Here is a 15,925-nt window from a genome sequence, read left to right on the forward strand (position 1 = left end):
AGCGGCATGAGCATCGACTACGACCGCTACGACCGCATCCGCCCCATCCAGTGGATGGGCGACCATCTCTTGCTGCTTGACCAGCGCCGACTGCCATTCGAGACGGTGAACCTCCGCTGCGACAGCGCGGCCGAGGTGGCCGTCGCCATCCGCGACCTTGCGGTCCGCGGTGCGCCGGCGATCGGCATTTCCGCCGCCTGGGGCGTGGTGCTGGCCGGGCAGGGCACGCGGGCGGCCGATGGCGTCGAGGCCGAGCGCCGGATGGCCTCGCAGCTCGATGCGCTCAATGCCTCGCGCCCCACGGCCGTGAATTTGATGTGGGCCATCCGCCGCATGCGCACGGCGCTCCGCGCCGCCGGCGGGGACTGGCTGGCGGTGATCACCGCCGAGGCCGAGGCGATCGCCCGCGAGGACCTCGCGGCGAACCGCCTGATGGGCCGGCTCGGCGCGGCACTCATCGCGCCCGGCAGCGGCGTGCTGACCCATTGCAATACCGGCTCGCTGGCGACGGCGGGTTTCGGCACGGCCCTGGGCGTGATCCGCGCCGGCGTGGCCGAGGGCCGCATCGCGAAGGTCCATGCCGGCGAGACGCGGCCATGGGGGCAGGGCGCCCGCCTGACCGCGTGGGAGCTGCAGCAGGACGGCATTCCGCCGACCCTGATCGCCGACTCGGCCGCGGCGCACCTGATGAAGACCGGCGCCGTGCAGTGGCTCATCGTCGGCGCCGACCGCATCTGCGCCAATGGCGACACCGCCAACAAGATCGGCACCTATGCCCATGCGATTTCGGCAAAGCACCATGGTGTCAAGGTGATGGTGGTCGCGCCTTCGTCGACGGTGGACATGGCAACAAAGCACGGCGACGACATCGAGATCGAGCTTCGTGACGCGCGGGAACTGCTGTTCGCCGCTGGCCAGCGCGTGGTGGCCGAGGGCGTGGCCGCCTGGAACCCGGTGTTCGACGTGACGCCGGGTTCGCTGATCGATGTGATCGTGACCGAGAAGGGGGTGATCGAACGCCCCGACGAGGCCCGGATGCGGTCGGTGTTCGGCGCCGACTGAGCCGGGTTTCCGGGCGGCGGCCGGCGCGTCCGGAGAACGCCTAGAAATCGCGCGTAAGTTGTTGATTTTCCGAAAAGATCGGGTGCCTAGAACGGCGTGGCTCTGGTACACTCGGGGCTTCCGAATCGCTGTTGAGTCCGATGTCCGATCTCGCCAAGGAAATCATCCCGGTCAACCTCGAAGACGAGATGCGCAAGAGCTACCTCGATTACGCCATGAGCGTGATCGTGGGCCGCGCACTCCCCGACGTCCGGGACGGCCTCAAGCCGGTCCATCGCCGCGTGCTCTTCGCCATGGACGAGCTCGGCGCGCACAGCAACAAGCCCTACTACAAGTCGGCGCGCATCGTCGGCGACGTCATCGGCAAGTACCACCCGCACGGCGATACCGCGGTGTACGACACGCTGGTGCGCATGGCGCAGCCGTTCTCGCTGCGCTACATGCTGGTCGACGGCCAGGGCAACTTCGGTTCGGTGGACGGTGACGCCCCGGCCGCCATGCGCTACACCGAGGCGCGCATGTCGCGCATCGCGCACCAGATGATGGCCGACATCGACAAGGACACGGTCGATTTCCAGCCCAACTACGACGAGAAGGAACTCGAGCCGACGGTGATGCCGACGCGCTTCCCGAACCTGCTGGTCAACGGTTCGGCCGGCATCGCGGTGGGCATGGCGACCAACATCCCGCCGCACAACCTCGGCGAAGTGATCGACGCGACCATCGCCCTGATCAACGATCCGGAAGCGACCATCAGCGACCTGATGCAGCACATCCCGGGGCCCGATTTCCCCACCGGCGGCATCATCAACGGCGCGGTGGGCATCCATGCGGCCTACCACACCGGCCGCGGCCGGGCGCGCGTCCGTGCACGTGCCGAAATCGAAGTGGCGGCGAACGACCGCGAGGCCATCGTCGTCTCCGAATTGCCGTACCAGGTCAACAAGGCGCGGTTGATCGAGAAGATCGCCGAGCTGGTGAAGGAGAAGAAGCTCGAGGGCATCTCCGAGCTGCGCGACGAGTCCGACAAGGACGGCATGCGCATCTACATCGAGGTCAAGCGCGGCGAGTCCGCCGAGGTCGTGCTGAACAACCTCTACGCGCAGACGCAGATGGAGACGGTGTTCGGCATCAACATGGTGGCGCTGGTCGACGGCCGTCCGCAGATCCTGAACCTGAAGCAGTTCCTCGAAGCCTTCGTCCGCCACCGCCGCGAAGTGGTGACGCGTCGGACGATCTTCGAACTGCGCAAGGCGCGCGACCGCGCGCACATCCTCGAAGGCTTGACGGTCGCGCTCGCCAACATCGACGAGATGATCGAGCTCATCAAGACCTCGGAAAGCCCGGCGGTCGCGAAGGAGCGCATGCTCGGCCGCACCTGGCAGCCGGGCCTCGTCAGCGCGTTGCTGTCCGCGGCGGGTGCCGACGCGTCGCGCCCCGAGGACCTGCTGCCGGGCTATGGCCTGGTCGACGGCGGCTACCGCCTGTCGGAAGCGCAGGCCAAGGAAATCCTCGAGATGCGCCTCTCGAAGCTCACCGGCCTCGAGCACGAGAAGCTCACCGACGAGTACAAGGCGCTGCTCGACACGATCCGCGGCCTGATCGAGATCCTCGAGAACCCGGAAGTGCTGCTGCAGGTCATCCGCGACGAACTGCTCGCGGTGAAGGACGAATTCAACGACGCGCGCCGCACCGAGATCCGCGCCAGCGAGGAGGACCTCGACGTCCTCGACCTGATCACGCCGGAAGACGTGGTGGTCACGCTGTCGCACACCGGTTACATCAAGCGCCAGCCGGTCTCGGCGTACCGCGCCCAGAAGCGCGGCGGCAAGGGCCGCTCGGCCACGGCGGTGAAGGACGAGGATTTCATCGAACGCCTGTGGGTCGTCAACACGCACGACACCCTGCTGACCTTCACCAGCGCCGGCCGCGTGTTCTGGCTCTCCGTCTACCAGCTGCCGGAAGCGGGGCCGAACGCCCGCGGCCGCCCGATCATCAACTGGATCGCGCTGGAAGAGGGCGAGAAGGTGCAGGCGGTGCTGCCGGTGCACGAGTACAGCGAGGACCGCTTCGCCTTCTTCGCCACGCGCCAGGGCACGGTCAAGAAGACGCCGCTCTCCGAGTTCGCGTTCCGCCTCGCGCGCGGCAAGATCGCCATCAACCTGGACGAAGGCGATGCGCTGGTTGACGTGCAGATCACCGACGGCGCCCGCGACGTGATGATGTTCGCCAGCGGCGGCAAGGCCGTGCGCTTCGCAGAGGACGAGGTGCGCGCCATGGGCCGCACCGCCACGGGCGTGCGCGGCATGAAGCTGGCCGACGGCGAGCACGTGGTCAGCCTCGTCGTCGTCGACGGCGATGGGGACATCCTCACGGCATCGGCGAACGGCTTCGGGAAGCGCACCGGCGTCGATCAGTACCCGCGCAAGGGCCGAGGCACCATGGGCGTCATCGCCTTGCAGACCAGCGAGCGCAACGGCGCGCTGGTCGGTGCGCTGCAGCTTTCCGAGCACCACGACCTGATGCTGATCTCCGACCAGGGCACGATGGTGCGCACGCGCGCCGCCGAGATCGCCCAGGTGGGCCGCAATACGCAGGGCGTGACCCTGATGAAGGTCGCTGCCGGCGAACGGCTGATCGCCTTGGAGGCCATCGAGGTCGTCGAGGGCGAGACGGGCAGCGACGAGGCCTTTCCCGAGGCCGTCGACGAGTCGCCCGCCCCCAGCGCACCCCACTGACGCCCAAGGCGTCGAACAGGAAGTCCCGATGCCGAACCCTCTCCGCAGCCTCCTGCTCGCCGCCATCGTCGCGGCGGGTACCGCCCTCGCGCCGTCCCCGGCGGCGTTCGCCTCGGCGCCGTCGGTCGAAGCCCTGGCCCGGGCGCGCGAAGCGGTCATGCCGCACGTGGTCAGCATCCTCGTGGTCCGCGAGGATTTCGAGGCCGGCGAACCCAAGCTCAGCGTCGGCAGTGGCAGTGGCACGGTGATCAGTGCCGAGGGCCATGTCGCGACCAACGCCCACGTCACCGACAAGGGGCGCAGCTTCCGCGTGGTCTTCGGCGATGGCCGCGAGCGCGAAGCGACCCTGGTCGGGCAGGACACCGCCGCCGATCTCGCCGTGTTGAAGGTGCAGGGCATCGCGACGCCGATGCCCTTCGCGCGGTTCGCCGACAGCGGCGGCCTGCGGCCTGGCGAAACGGTGCTGGCGATGGGCGCTCCCTGGGGCCTTTCGAATTCGCTGAGTGCCGGGGTCGTCAACAATCCGCGCCGCCTCCTGGTGTCGCTGTTCGAGGACGAAGCCGACTACGAGGACAGCCTGGATGCCGATGCGCCGACGGGTCGCTACTACGCATGGATCCAGCATGACGCGTCGATCGCGCCGGGCAATTCCGGCGGCCCGCTGGTCGACCTTCAAGGCCGGATCGTCGGCGTGAACACCCGTGGGATGCTGTTCGGCGGCGACCTTGCGTTCGCCATCCCGGCCGAGGACGTCCAGTCGGTCGTCGCCGAGCTGATCGCGACGGGACGGGTGCAGCGCAGCAGCCTTGGCGTGCGCCTGCGCTCGCTGCGTGGAAGTGGCGAGACGACTGGCGTGATGGTGACGGCGGTTGAACGCGGCGGCGCGGGGGCGAAGGCCGGATTGCAGCCCGGCGATCGGCTGCTGTCGCTCGGGGACGTGCCACTGGATGCGCCTCGGGCGGTCGACGTCCCCGCCATCCAGCGCCGCCTTGCCGAGCTGCCCGTCGGAGAGCCGGTCTCCATGCGCGTGGCCCGCGGTGAGGGCGAGCGTACGATTCGCCTCGTCCCGGAGGACGCCGGGGAGGCGCGCGGCGAGTCGGCCTCGTTCGCACCTTTCGGCATCGCCGTCCAGGCGCTCACCCCGGCGATGAGCACGCGTCGTCGCCTCGACGTGGATCGGGGCCTGCTGGTGTCCAGCGTCCGTGCCGGCGGCCCGGCCGCGACGGCACGCCCGCCGCTGCCTGCCGGGGCAGTGGTGGTGATGGTCGACGGCCAGCCGGTGGCGTCCGTCGCCGAGCTGGCGCCCTGGGCGACCGCGCGGCGTCCCGCGAAGCCCGTGGTGGTCGAATTCATCGCCGACGGCCAGCGGCGCGTGTCGGCGCTCACGCCCGAGTGGGGCGACCGTTCGCGCCAACCCTTGCCGGAGCTCCCCAAGGCTTGGGCCGGCGTCGAGGTTCAGCCGATCCCCACCTCGCTGGCGCAGGCCCTTGGCCTGCCCGCAGCGGGCTTCCGCATCACCCGGATCTACCCGGGCAGCCCCCTCGCCGCGGCCGGTGCCGAGCTGGGCGACCTCGTGACCACGCTCGAGGGCGTCCCCCTCGAAGCCGTCAACGACTCACGCGCCGAGCTGTTCGCGCAACGCGTCCGCGAGTTCGAGATCGGCGATCGCGTCGTCTTCGAGGGCCTGCGTGGGGCGGAAAGGAGGCGTTGGTCGACGACCCTCGTGGCCTCGCCCGTGCCGGTGTCGGGGCTGCGGACGATGGAAGTGTCGATGCTGCGGGCGCAGTTCCGGGAACTCGGGTTCCATGATCGGGTCGAGCGTGGCCTGCCCCTCGACCAGCAGGGCGTCATCCTGCAGGTGGTCGAAGGCGGCGGTGCCGCGGGCCTCGCCCACCTGAAGCCCGGCGACGTGCTGGTCCGGCTCGGTGAACACGCCATCGACGGATTGGACGACCTCCGACCGGCGCTGCGCACCGCGCTCTCCGGTGCCGAGGAGCGTTTCACCGTCGACATCCTCAGGCAGGGCGAGGCGCGTATCGTGCATGTCGAACGTCGTTGGATTCCGGAGAACCCCTGATGCCCTTGCGTCTCCTGCCGAGCGTCCTGTCGCGGACCGGGCTGCTGCTGTTCGCTTTCGTGCTTGCGCTGCCGATGCCGGCCCTGTCCGCCGACGAGGACTACACCGACGCCTATCGCCGACTCGTCGAACAGCGCTCGCCGAGCGTCGTGCCGGTCAAGTACGTCATCACCGTTGCCGCCGGTGGCCAGGAACAGCGGAACGAGGACCGGACCCAGGGCGTCCTGGTCGCGGCCGATGGCTTGGTGCTCGTGTCGGCCCGAGCGGTCAGTTTCGACCTGGCGAGCCTCAACCGGCAGACGCCGACGGCCGCGGCTGCGATGGTCGCGAACTCCAGCGATTTCCGGGTGCGCCTGCCCGGATCGGACGAATGGCGCCCGGCCGACCTCGTCACCCGCGACACCGAACTCGGGCTCGCCTGGCTCCGCGTGCGTGACGCCCGGGGCCAGCCATACGTGGACTTCGAGCGGCTGTCGCAGCCCGAGCCCGGGCGCGTGTTCTACACCCTGCTGCGCACCTCCGACGAGTGGGGCGCGGTGCCCTTGGTGCGCCCGGGGATGATCCTCGGAGAAACCCGCGTGCCGCGCCGTTCGCTGCTCGTGGACGGCATGCCGGGTCTGGCGTTCGATGCGGACGGCCGCCCCATGGGCTACGTCGACCTCGATCTCGCGGCGATGAGCCGCTCCCAGGGGCGGGGGCTCGGACTCGACATGGCCGACATGGTGATGCACATGCTGCCCGCCCGTCGCGTGGCGGCGGCCACGCGCCTTGCCTCGGCGCTTCCCGCGGTGCGCCTCGACGACGCGGCGGAGTGAGCGGCCGGGCACCCGCGCTGGACGCGGTGCCCGGCCTCGATTACTTCGGAAGGTGTTCGAGGACGTATTCGGCGGCCGAGACCTTGAACTCCCCCGGCGCCTCGACGTGCAGCTGCTTCACCACGCCATCCTCGGCGTACAGGGCGAAGCGCTTGCTGCGCAAGCCCATGCCGAAAGCCGTCGCATCGAGTTCGAGGCCGAGCGCCTTGGTCAGGTTGCCGTTGCCGTCGGCGAGCATCTGCAGGCCTTCCGGAACGCCCTGGTGCTTGGCCCAGGCCTCCATCACGAAGGCGTCATTGACCGCCACGCAGGCCACGTCGACACCGCGGGCCTTGAAAGCCTCCAGGTGTTCCACGTAGCCGGGCAGATGCTTGGCCGAGCAGGTCGGGGTGAACGCGCCAGGCACGGCGAAGAGCACGAGCTTGCGGCCGGCGAAGACGTCCTTGGTGTCGACCGCCTGCACGCCGTCCTTGAGCGCGTTGAACGTGGTCTGCGGGATGGTGTCGCCGATCGCGATGGTCATGCAGCGTCTCCGTGGGGGAAACCGCGAGTGTAGCGGCGCCCCGTGACGGCTGCGTCCGGGGCCGGCGTGCTGCGCGCCGCCGGCGGCTTGCAGTAAGGTGCCGCGATGGAATTCAAGGACTACTACGCGGTACTGGGCGTCGACCCCGGTTCCGGAGAAAGTGAGATCAAGCAGGCCTTCCGCCGGCTGGCCCGCAAGTACCATCCCGACGTCAGCAAGGAGAAGGGCGCCGAGGATCGCTTCAAGGCGGTCAACGAGGCCTACGAAGTGCTGCGTGACAAGGAGAAGCGCGCGGAGTACGACGCTCTGCGTGCCAGGGGCTATCGGCCGGGGCAGGATTTCCATCCGCCGCCGGGCTACTCGGGCGCTGGCGGCTTCGGCGACGGCTTTGGCAGTGGCCCGGGCGGGGCGTTCAGCGACTTCTTCGAGGCCTTCTTCGGCGCCAAGGCCAGGCAACGATCAGCCAACACCGGCCCGCGCGCCGGCGCCGGGCCGCGCCCACCGCGCGGCGACCGGCGTGTCGCTTTCGTTATCCCGCTGGAGACGGCGCATGCCGGCGGCAGCGCTCGCGTCGATGTCGACGGGCGGGAGTTCGAGGTCAAGGTGCCCGCGGGGATCCGGGTGGGGCAGGTGATCCGATTGGCCGGCAAGGCGCCGGGCGGCGGCGACCTGTTGCTGGAGGTCGACTTCGCGCCTCACCCGCAGTTCGAAGTGGACGGACGGAACGTGCTGTTCGTGTTGCCGTTGGCGCCATGGGACGCCGTGCTGGGGACGGTCGCGACCGTGCCGACGCTCGGTGGCGCGGTGGAGCTGAAGATCCCGAAGGACTCCGATGCAGGTCTGAAACTGCGATTGAAGGGGCGGGGCCTGCCGGGCACGCCGCCGGGCGACCAGATCGTCGAGATCGAGATCACCGCGCCGAAGCCCGAGACCGAGGCGCAACGTTCGTTGTATCGGCAGATGGCGTTGGCGTTTGGCGACAACGTCGGGCCATGAGATCCATGGCTTCGTTCCTTCGCCGGGTGGGGTTCGCCCTTGTGGCGATGGGACTCGGCGGCTGCGTTTCTGATCCGGAGTCCATGCCCCGTCGGGCCGACGATGGCTTTGTCCTTTCCGGTCGGTCGGCGGCGCAACCGTTCGATCTCGGCGCGGCGCTGGACGTCGACCGCGTGGTGCTGGCGAGCTTCGTGCGCTTGGCCATGCATGCCGCTCGCGCGTGGCGGTTCGAGCCCGCCGTCCGTTGCGTGTTCGCGAACGCTGAAGCGAAGACCGCGGCGACGAACACCGGCTGTGCCGGTGCCACGGAGATTCCCCAGGCGGTCAGCCTCCACTATCGCTTCGTCTTCGAGCAGGACGAAGGCCGGGGCGCTGTGCGCCTGGCGAGGTGAAGCGTTGGCGTCATCTCCTGAACGACGAAGCCCCGCAGTGCGGGGCTTCGTTATCTCGGGGAGCGCTCGCGCACAGCGTGGAGGCGGCTCGGCTTGGAATCAGCCGCCCAGCGCGCCCTGGATCGCTTCGGTCAGCTGGGTGTCGGTGAACGGCTTGGTGATGTAGGCCTTCGCCCCCTGTCGCATGCCCCACACCTTGTCGGTCTCCTGGTCCTTGGTGGTGACCAGGATAATCGGGATGTGGCCGGTGTCCGGGTCCTTCGAGATGGCGCGCGTGGCCTGGAAGCCGTTGAGGTTCGGCATGACCACGTCCATCAGGATGAGGTCGGGGCGCTGGGCCTTCGCCACTTCGACGCCGCTGGCGCCGTCCTCGGCGGTGATCGCTTCGTGGCCGAGCTTCTCGACGATGCGCTTCATGCTGACGAGCTGCGACGGCGAGTCGTCGACGATCAGGATACGTGCCATGGAAATCTCCGGTAAGACCCGCGGATTGTAAGCGCGGTTCGGTTCACGTGGGCAAGACCGGGGTCACGCTGTGGGGACGCCACCGGGATGCCCGATTCGAGCGCCTCGGGCAGGCTCAAAGCCTTACGACCGTCCGGCCACGGGAGCCGCCGGCGAGCATCTCGGCGAAGACACCCGGCAAGCCGTCGAGCCCGACCTCGCGGGTGGCGATCCCGGCCAGACAGGCGGGCTTCCAGTCCGACGAAAGGCGGCGCCAGACCTCGTCGCGGAGGTCCCGCGCGGTGCCGGCCGAGGCCACGCCGATCAGCGACACGCCGCGGATGATGAAGGGCATAACGGTCGTGGCGAGATCGTGCGTTGCCGCAAGGCCCGCCGTCGCGACGTTGCCGTAAGGGGCGGTGTGGGCGAGCAGGGCGTGCAGCATCGGTCCGCCCACGTTGTCCAAGCCGCCGCCGAAGCGCGCGGTGTCCATGGGGCGATGGGTCGAGAGCGCTTCCCGACCCAGCACCTCGGCGGCGCCCAGCGAGCGCAGCCAATCGGCCTGGTCGGCCTTGCCGCTGATCGCGTGGACGGCATAGCCGGCCTTGGCGAAGATCGCGATGGCGAGGCTGCCCACGCCGCCGGTGGCGCCGGTGACGGCGAGCGGTCCGAGGTCGGGCGTCTGGCGGTTGTCCTGCATCCGCAGCAGGGCCAGGCCGGCCGTGAAGCCCGCGGTGCCGAGGACCATCGATTCGTGCAGGTCGAGGCCGGCAGGCAGCGGGATGGCCCATCGCGACTCGAGGCGAGCATAGGTCGAGTACCCGCCATCGCGGGTCTCCGAGAGCCCGCAGCCGGTGCACAGCAACGCGTCGCCTTCCTTGAAGGCCGGATCGCGGCTCTGCACCACGTGGCCAGCGACGTCGATGCCGCCGACCAGCGGAAACTGGCGCAGGATCTTGCCTTGGCCGGTGCCCGCCAGCGCGTCCTTGTAGTTGACCGACGAGTAGGCGGTCTGGATGACGATCTCGCCGGGCGAGAGGGCGTCGATGGCAACCTGCTCGATGCCGGCGCGATAGCCGGCGGCGTCGCTGTGGATGCGGAAGGCGGGGAAGGTGGTGGGGATCGTCATGCGCGGACTCTGGAGGCGTGGAAACGACGAGGGCGCCCGCAGGCGCCCTCGAAGTATCGCCGATCCCGATGCCGGGCTTGGCGGACGGTCAGTTGACCTTGTGGATCGCGCGCTTGTGCACGGCCATGGCGGCGTCGTGCACGGCCTCGCTCATCGAGGGATGGGCGTGGCAGATGCGCGCGAGGTCGTCGGCGCTGCCCTTGAACTCCATGGTCAGAACGCCTTCGTGGACGAGCTCGGACACGTTGGCACCGACGAGGTGCATGCCGAGCACCGTGTCGGTCTCCTCGTGCGCGATCACCTTCACGAAGCCCGCCGGCTCGGCCATGGCCACCGCACGGCCCACGGCCGCGAACGGGAAGGTGCCGACCTTGTACGGCGTGCCCTCGGCCTTGAGCTGCTCCTCGGTCTTGCCGACCCAGGCGATCTCCGGCTCGGTGTAGATGACCCACGGAATGGTGTCGAAGTTGACGTGGCCCGGCAGGCCGGCGATGAGCTCGGCCACGGCGATGCCTTCCTCGAAGCCCTTGTGCGCCAGCATGGGGCCGCGCACGCAGTCGCCGATCGCCCAGACGCCCTCGACGCCGGTGTGGCAGTGGTCGTCCACGACGATGCGGCCGCGTTCATCGAGCTGCACGCCCGTGCCCTCGGCCAGCAGGCCCTTGCTCGCGGCCTTGCGGCCCACGGCGACCAGCAGCTTGTCGAACACCAGCGTCTGCTCGCCGTTGGCGTCGGTGTAGGTCAGGTGCACCTCGCCCTTCTTCACTTCCGTCCTGGTGCACTTGGCGCCGAGGCGGATGTCGAGGCCCTGCTTGGTGAATTCCTTGTGCGCGACCTTGGCCACGTCGCGGTCGACCACGGCGAGGAAGTCCGGCAGGCCTTCGAGCACGGTGACCTTGGCGCCGAGGCGGCTCCACACGCTGCCGAGCTCGAGGCCGATGACACCGGCGCCGATCACGCCGAGGCGCTTCGGCACCTCGGTGAAATCGAGCGCGCCGACGTTGTCGACGATGTGGGTGCCGTCGAACTTCGCAAACGGCAACTCGATCGAGTCCGAACCGGCGGCGAGGATGACGTGCTTGCCCTCCAGCGTGACTTCACTGCCGTCGTGCTGCTTGACCAGCACCTTCTTGCCCGCCTGCAGCTGGCCGAAGCCGTAGAAGGCCGTGACCTTGTTGGCCTTGAACAGCGCGGCGATGCCGCCGGTGAACTGCTTCACGATCTTGTCCTTGCGACCGATCATGGTCGGGATGTCGATCGCGGCGTTCGGCGCGCTGATGCCGTGCTCGCCGAAGATGTGGCCCATGTTCCACCACTGGCGCGAGCTGTCGAGCAGCGCCTTCGACGGAATGCAGCCCACGCGCAAGCAGGTGCCGCCGAGGGCGGGCTTGCCGTCCTTGCCGAGCGCGGCGTCGATGCAGGCGGTCTTGAGGCCGAGCTGCGCGGCACGGATGGCCGCGTGATAGCCGGCCGGGCCGGCGCCCACCACGACGACGTCGAACTGTTGGATCTCGCTCATGTCGGGCTCCTTACAGGCCGAGCAGCATGCGGTGCGGGTTTTCCAGCTGGTTCTTGATGTCGACCAGGAACTGCACCGCGTCCTTGCCGTCGATGATGCGGTGGTCGTAGCTGAGCGCGATGTACATCATCGGCGCGATGACGACCTGGCCGTTCTCGGCGATCGGGCGCTCCTTGATGGCGTGCATGCCGAGGATGGCGCTCTGCGGCGGGTTGACGATCGGCGTGCTCATCAGCGAGCCGAAGGTGCCGCCGTTGGTGATGGTGAAGGTGCCGCCCTGGAGATCCTCCAGGCCGAGCTTGCCGTCGCGCGCCTTCTTGGCGTAGCCGGCGATGGCGCCTTCCACATCGGCGAAAGACATGCGCTCGACGTTGCGCAGCACCGGCGTCACCAGGCCCTTCTCCGTGGCCACGGCGATCGAGATGTCGGCGTAGCCGTGGTAGATCACGTCATCGCCGTCGACCGAGGCGTTGATGATCGGGAAGCGCTGCAGCGCGTTGGCCGCGGCCTTGGCGAAGAAGCTCATGAAGCCGAGCTTGATGCCGTTGGCCTTCTCGAAGGCCTCGCCCTGCGCCTTGCGCATGGCCATGACCTCGCGCAGGTTCACCTCGTTGAACGAGGTCAGCATGGCGATCGAGTTCTTCGATTCCATCATGCGCTCGGCGATGCGCTTGCGCATGCGCGTCATCGGCACGCGCTCTTCCGGACGCGCGCCGCCGCCCTTGGCGAAGTTGACCAGGTCTTCCTTGGTCACCGCGCCGCGGCGGCCGGTGCCGGCGACCTCGGCCGGATTGATGCCGTTCTGCGCGGCGTAGAACGCGGCGCCCGGGGGCAGGCCGGCGTCGGTCTTGGCGGCGGGCGCCGGAGCGGCGGCCTTCGCCGGTGCAGCGGCCGGGGCAGGGGCGGCCGGAGCGGCGGCAGGTGCCGCGGCCGGCGCGGGCGCCGCGGCGACGGCGCCGGCCTCGACGATGATCAGCAGCTGGTCCGAGGTGACGGTGTCGCCGACCTTGACCTTGAGTTCCTTGATCACGCCGTCGACGGTCGACGGCACTTCGAGCACGACCTTGTCGGTTTCGAGGTCGACCAGGTTCTCGTCGCGGCGCACCGCGTCACCCACCTTCTTGTGCAGGGCGGCGATGACGGCATCGGAGACGGATTCGGGCAGCGGCGGAACCTTGATTTCAGTGGCCATGGCGGGCGTTCTCGGTCGGGAGTCGATATCGGGAGGAACGTGGGGCAGGGGCGCGCCCCTGCGGCATTCGTGGAAAGGGCGCGTCGCTTACTCGGCGACGGCGAGCACCTGAGGGCCGACCAGCGCGGCCTCGAGCAGGGCGGCCTGCTCGACGTTGTGCTGGCTGAGGTGGCCGCAGGCCGGCGCCGCGGAGCGGCCGCGACCGGCGTAGCTGAGGGTCTGGCCCTTGGCGAGGCAGGCCTCGATGTGGTGGCGGATCTGGTACCACGCGCCCTGGTTTTGCGGCTCTTCCTGGCACCAGATGACTTCCGCGGCCTTGCCGAAGCGCTTCAGCTCGGCGGTCAGCTCGGCGCGCGGGAACGGGTACAGCTGCTCGACGCGCACGATGGCCACGTCGGTGAGGCCGCGCTTCTCGGCGTCCTCGACGAGGTCGTAGTAGACCTTGCCGCCGCAGACGACCACGCGGGTGGCCTTCTTGGCGTCCTTCGCGGTGCTGTCCGGGATGAGCGTCTGGAAGCTGCCCTTGGCGAGGTCGTCGAGCGTCGACACCGAGAGCTTGTGGCGCAGCATCGACTTCGGCGTCATGACGACCAGCGGCTTGCGCGTGCCGCGCAGCATCTGGCGGCGCAGCATGTGGAAGCTCTGCGCCGGCGTCGTCGGCGTGACCACCGAGATGTTGTGGTGGGCGCAGAGCTGCAGGAAGCGCTCGAGGCGTGCCGAGCTGTGTTCCGGGCCCTGGCCTTCGTAGCCGTGCGGCAGGAACAGCACGAGGCCGCAGAGACGGCCCCACTTGGCCTCGCCCGAGGTGATGAACTGGTCGATCACGACCTGCGCGCCGTTGGCGAAGTCGCCGAACTGGCCTTCCCAGATGTTCAGCGTGGTCGGCTCGGCGGTGCTGTAGCCGAACTCGAAGGCCATTACGGCCTCCTCCGAAAGGAGGGAGTCGACGACCACCACGTGTTCCGGGTTCGACACCAGCTCGCGCAGCGGCATGATCGCCTCGCCGGTGGCCTGGTCGTGCTGCACCGCATGACGGTGGAAGAACGTGCCACGGCCGGCGTCCTGGCCGACGAGGCGCAGCTTGAAGCCTTCCTTCAGCAGCGTCGCGTAGGCGAGGTTCTCGGCGAAGCCCCAGTCCATCGGCAGCTCGCCGGCGGCCATCTTGCGGCGGTCCTCGTAGATCTTCGCCACGCGCGGGTGCAGCTTGCGCTCCTCGGGCACCGCGTTGATCTGCTGCGCCAGCGCGTCCAGGGTCTTGCGCGCGACGGCGGTCTTCACCTCGTCGTTCAGCGAGCCCTTGAAGTAGGGCGACCAGTCGACGCTGACGCTGTCCTTGGCCGCGGTGGTGACATCGGCCGTCACTTCGCCCTTGTCGAGCTTGGCGCGGTAGCCGTCCACGAGGGTCTTCGCGTCGTCGGCGCTGATCACCCCGGCCTCGATCAGGCGGTTGGCATAGAGCTCGCGCGTGGTCTTGCGCGCGCGGATGTTCTGGTACATCAGCGGCTGGGTCGCGGCCGGCTCGTCGGCCTCGTTGTGGCCGTGGCGGCGGTAGCAGACGAGGTCGATGACCACGTCGCTCTTGAAGGTCTGGCGGAAGTCGAAGGCGATCTGTGCGCAGAACGCCACGGCTTCCGGATCGTCGCCGTTCACGTGCAGCACCGGGGCGCCGACGATCTTCGCCGGGTCGGTGCAGTACAGCGTGGAGCGGGTGTCGTCCGGGCGGCTGGTGGTGAAGCCCACCTGGTTGTTGATGACGATGTGTACCGTGCCGCCGACCGCGAAGCCGCGGGCCTGCGACATCTGGAACAGCTCCATGATGACGCCCTGGCCGGCGAAGGCCGAGTCGCCGTGGATCAGCACCGGCACGACCTGCGAGCGCGCCTTGTCCTCGCGGCGCATCTGCCGCGCGCGCACCGAGCCGGCGACCACCGGGTCGACGATCTCGAGGTGCGACGGGTTGAAGGCCAGCGCGATGTGCAGCGGGCCGCCCGGGGTGGCGATGTCGGCCGAGAAGCCCATGTGGTACTTCACGTCGCCGGAGTGCGCCGGGTCGTCATGGTGGTCGAAGCGGCCCTCGAACTCGGCGAACAGCTTGGACGGCGGCTTGCCAAGCGTGTTCACGAGGACGTTGAGGCGGCCGCGGTGGGCCATGCCGATGACCATGTCCTTGACGCCGTTGGCCCCGGCGCGGCGCACCAGCACGTCCATCGCCGGGATCAGGCTGTCGCCGCCCTCGAGCGAGAAGCGCTTCTGGCCGACGTACTTGGTGTGCAGGTAGCGCTCGAGGCCCTCGGCGGCCGTGGTGCGCTCGAGGATGCGCGTCTGCTCCTCCTTCGAGAAGCCGAAGCGGCCGGCGGCCTTCTCGAGGCGCTCCTGCATCCAGTGGCGCTGCCTGGCGTCGCTGATGTGCATGAACTCCGCGCCGATGACGCTGGAGTAGGTGGTGCGCAGCTTGGCCAGCAGGTCCTTGAGCTTGAGGCGATCGGCACCGAAGTAGGTGTTGACCGGGAATTCGGTCTCGAGATCGGCATTCGACAGGCCGTGGAAGGCGAGCTCGAGATCCGGGGCGTCCGGCTTGCCGGCCATGCCCAGAGGATCGAGCGAAGCGCCCAAGTGGCCGCGCGAGCGGTACGCCGTGATGAGCTTGCTCACCGCCATCTGCTTCTTGGCGGTCTCTTCGTCGAGGCCACCACCGAGGCCCTTGGCCGCCAGCATCCCGGCCACCTGCACGCGGGCCATGGCGTCGGAATGCGGCACGTCGGCGCTGCCGCCGAAGCCGTCGAAATAGGCCTTCCACTTCGCGTCGACCGACGCCGGGTCGCGGAGGTACTGCTCGTAGAGCTCTTCAATGAACGCGGCGTTGCCGCCGGAGAGCTGCGAGGACTGGGCGAAGGTCTTGAGGAGGCTGGCCACGGCGATCCTGGGTGCGTTGGGCTTGGACGGGTTGTTGGCGCAAGTGCTTGATGGACAAGAGGCGCCGGGCGCGGGCCCGGGCGAAGCCGCGCGATTATAGACCGTCACGACGCGAAACGGGCTTG

General features: G+C 69.0%; 12 protein-coding genes. 6 read left to right on the top strand and 6 right to left on the bottom strand.

What is annotated here, in order from left to right:
- The first annotated feature begins 6 nt into the window (after nt 1–6).
- The 4 genes from mtnA to ACYVAK_RS08240 all read left to right on the top strand — a co-directional run bounded on the left by mtnA (nt 7) and on the right by ACYVAK_RS08240 (nt 6,692).
- On the top strand, nt 7–1,062 hold the full coding sequence (gene mtnA / locus ACYVAK_RS08225; protein WP_461059780.1) for an S-methyl-5-thioribose-1-phosphate isomerase: 1,056 nt from the start codon (nt 7–9) through the stop codon (nt 1,060–1,062).
- A gap of 140 nt (nt 1,063–1,202) precedes the next feature.
- Entirely contained in the window at nt 1,203–3,800 is a 2,598-nt protein-coding gene (gene gyrA, locus ACYVAK_RS08230) for a DNA gyrase subunit A (protein WP_461060522.1), read from the top strand.
- A gap of 28 nt (nt 3,801–3,828) precedes the next feature.
- Nucleotides 3,829–5,877 (top strand): trypsin-like peptidase domain-containing protein, encoded by a 2,049-nt coding sequence (locus tag ACYVAK_RS08235; RefSeq protein WP_461059782.1) that lies wholly within the window; start codon nt 3,829–3,831, stop codon nt 5,875–5,877.
- On the top strand, nt 5,877–6,692 hold the full coding sequence (locus ACYVAK_RS08240; protein WP_461059784.1) for a hypothetical protein: 816 nt from the start codon (nt 5,877–5,879) through the stop codon (nt 6,690–6,692). The genes ACYVAK_RS08235 and ACYVAK_RS08240 overlap by 1 nt, the downstream gene beginning before the upstream one ends.
- A gap of 40 nt (nt 6,693–6,732) precedes the next feature.
- Here ACYVAK_RS08240 and ACYVAK_RS08245 read toward each other — a convergent pair whose 3' ends face one another.
- Nucleotides 6,733–7,215: a redoxin family protein gene (locus ACYVAK_RS08245; RefSeq protein ID WP_461059786.1), complete on the bottom strand. Its 483-nt coding sequence runs from the start codon at nt 7,213–7,215 to the stop codon at nt 6,733–6,735.
- A gap of 105 nt (nt 7,216–7,320) precedes the next feature.
- On the opposite strand from ACYVAK_RS08245, the gene ACYVAK_RS08250 reads away from it, so the two are divergent.
- Nucleotides 7,321–8,211 (top strand): DnaJ C-terminal domain-containing protein, encoded by an 891-nt coding sequence (locus ACYVAK_RS08250; protein WP_461059788.1) that lies wholly within the window; start codon nt 7,321–7,323, stop codon nt 8,209–8,211.
- Between the two features lie 47 nt (nt 8,212–8,258).
- A complete protein-coding gene (locus ACYVAK_RS08255; RefSeq protein WP_461059790.1) occupies nt 8,259–8,603 on the top strand; it encodes a hypothetical protein in 345 nt (114 codons plus the stop codon).
- A 99-nt stretch (nt 8,604–8,702) separates the two neighbouring features.
- Here the strand turns inward: ACYVAK_RS08255 and pilH are convergent, their stop codons facing one another.
- The 5 genes from pilH to ACYVAK_RS08280 all read right to left on the bottom strand — a co-directional run bounded on the left by pilH (nt 8,703) and on the right by ACYVAK_RS08280 (nt 15,800).
- Nucleotides 8,703–9,068, bottom strand: coding sequence for a twitching motility response regulator PilH (gene pilH / locus ACYVAK_RS08260; RefSeq protein WP_461059792.1), 366 nt, complete (start codon nt 9,066–9,068; stop codon nt 8,703–8,705).
- 115 nt (nt 9,069–9,183) lie between these two features.
- Nucleotides 9,184–10,176 carry a YhdH/YhfP family quinone oxidoreductase gene (locus ACYVAK_RS08265; protein ID WP_461059794.1) on the bottom strand — a complete coding sequence of 331 codons (993 nt, stop codon included), beginning with the start codon at nt 10,174–10,176 and terminating at the stop codon, nt 9,184–9,186.
- An 88-nt stretch (nt 10,177–10,264) separates the two neighbouring features.
- A complete protein-coding gene (gene lpdA, locus ACYVAK_RS08270; protein WP_461059796.1) occupies nt 10,265–11,695 on the bottom strand; it encodes a dihydrolipoyl dehydrogenase in 1,431 nt (476 codons plus the stop codon).
- A 10-nt stretch (nt 11,696–11,705) separates the two neighbouring features.
- A complete protein-coding gene (gene sucB, locus ACYVAK_RS08275; protein ID WP_461059798.1) occupies nt 11,706–12,887 on the bottom strand; it encodes a dihydrolipoyllysine-residue succinyltransferase in 1,182 nt (393 codons plus the stop codon).
- An 87-nt stretch (nt 12,888–12,974) separates the two neighbouring features.
- The gene (locus tag ACYVAK_RS08280; RefSeq protein WP_461059800.1) at nt 12,975–15,800 is read right to left on the bottom strand and encodes a 2-oxoglutarate dehydrogenase E1 component; all 2,826 of its coding nucleotides are present in this window, start codon (nt 15,798–15,800) and stop codon (nt 12,975–12,977) included.
- Between the last annotated feature and the right edge of the window lie 125 nt (nt 15,801–15,925).

The organism is Silanimonas algicola (genome assembly GCF_054777375.1).

What these genes read in the sequence shown, in the direction of transcription:
- mtnA (WP_461059780.1), top strand. Translation starts at nt 7, where the DNA reads ATGAGCATCGACTACGACCGCTACGACCGCATCCGCCCCATCCAGTGG.
- gyrA (WP_461060522.1), top strand. Translation starts at nt 1,203, where the DNA reads ATGTCCGATCTCGCCAAGGAAATCATCCCGGTCAACCTCGAAGACGAG.
- ACYVAK_RS08235 (WP_461059782.1), top strand. Translation starts at nt 3,829, where the DNA reads ATGCCGAACCCTCTCCGCAGCCTCCTGCTCGCCGCCATCGTCGCGGCG.
- ACYVAK_RS08240 (WP_461059784.1), top strand. Translation starts at nt 5,877, where the DNA reads ATGCCCTTGCGTCTCCTGCCGAGCGTCCTGTCGCGGACCGGGCTGCTG.
- ACYVAK_RS08245 (WP_461059786.1), bottom strand. Translation starts at nt 7,215, where the DNA reads ATGACCATCGCGATCGGCGACACCATCCCGCAGACCACGTTCAACGCG.
- ACYVAK_RS08250 (WP_461059788.1), top strand. Translation starts at nt 7,321, where the DNA reads ATGGAATTCAAGGACTACTACGCGGTACTGGGCGTCGACCCCGGTTCC.
- ACYVAK_RS08255 (WP_461059790.1), top strand. Translation starts at nt 8,259, where the DNA reads ATGGGACTCGGCGGCTGCGTTTCTGATCCGGAGTCCATGCCCCGTCGG.
- pilH (WP_461059792.1), bottom strand. Translation starts at nt 9,068, where the DNA reads ATGGCACGTATCCTGATCGTCGACGACTCGCCGTCGCAGCTCGTCAGC.
- ACYVAK_RS08265 (WP_461059794.1), bottom strand. Translation starts at nt 10,176, where the DNA reads ATGACGATCCCCACCACCTTCCCCGCCTTCCGCATCCACAGCGACGCC.
- lpdA (WP_461059796.1), bottom strand. Translation starts at nt 11,695, where the DNA reads ATGAGCGAGATCCAACAGTTCGACGTCGTCGTGGTGGGCGCCGGCCCG.
- sucB (WP_461059798.1), bottom strand. Translation starts at nt 12,887, where the DNA reads ATGGCCACTGAAATCAAGGTTCCGCCGCTGCCCGAATCCGTCTCCGAT.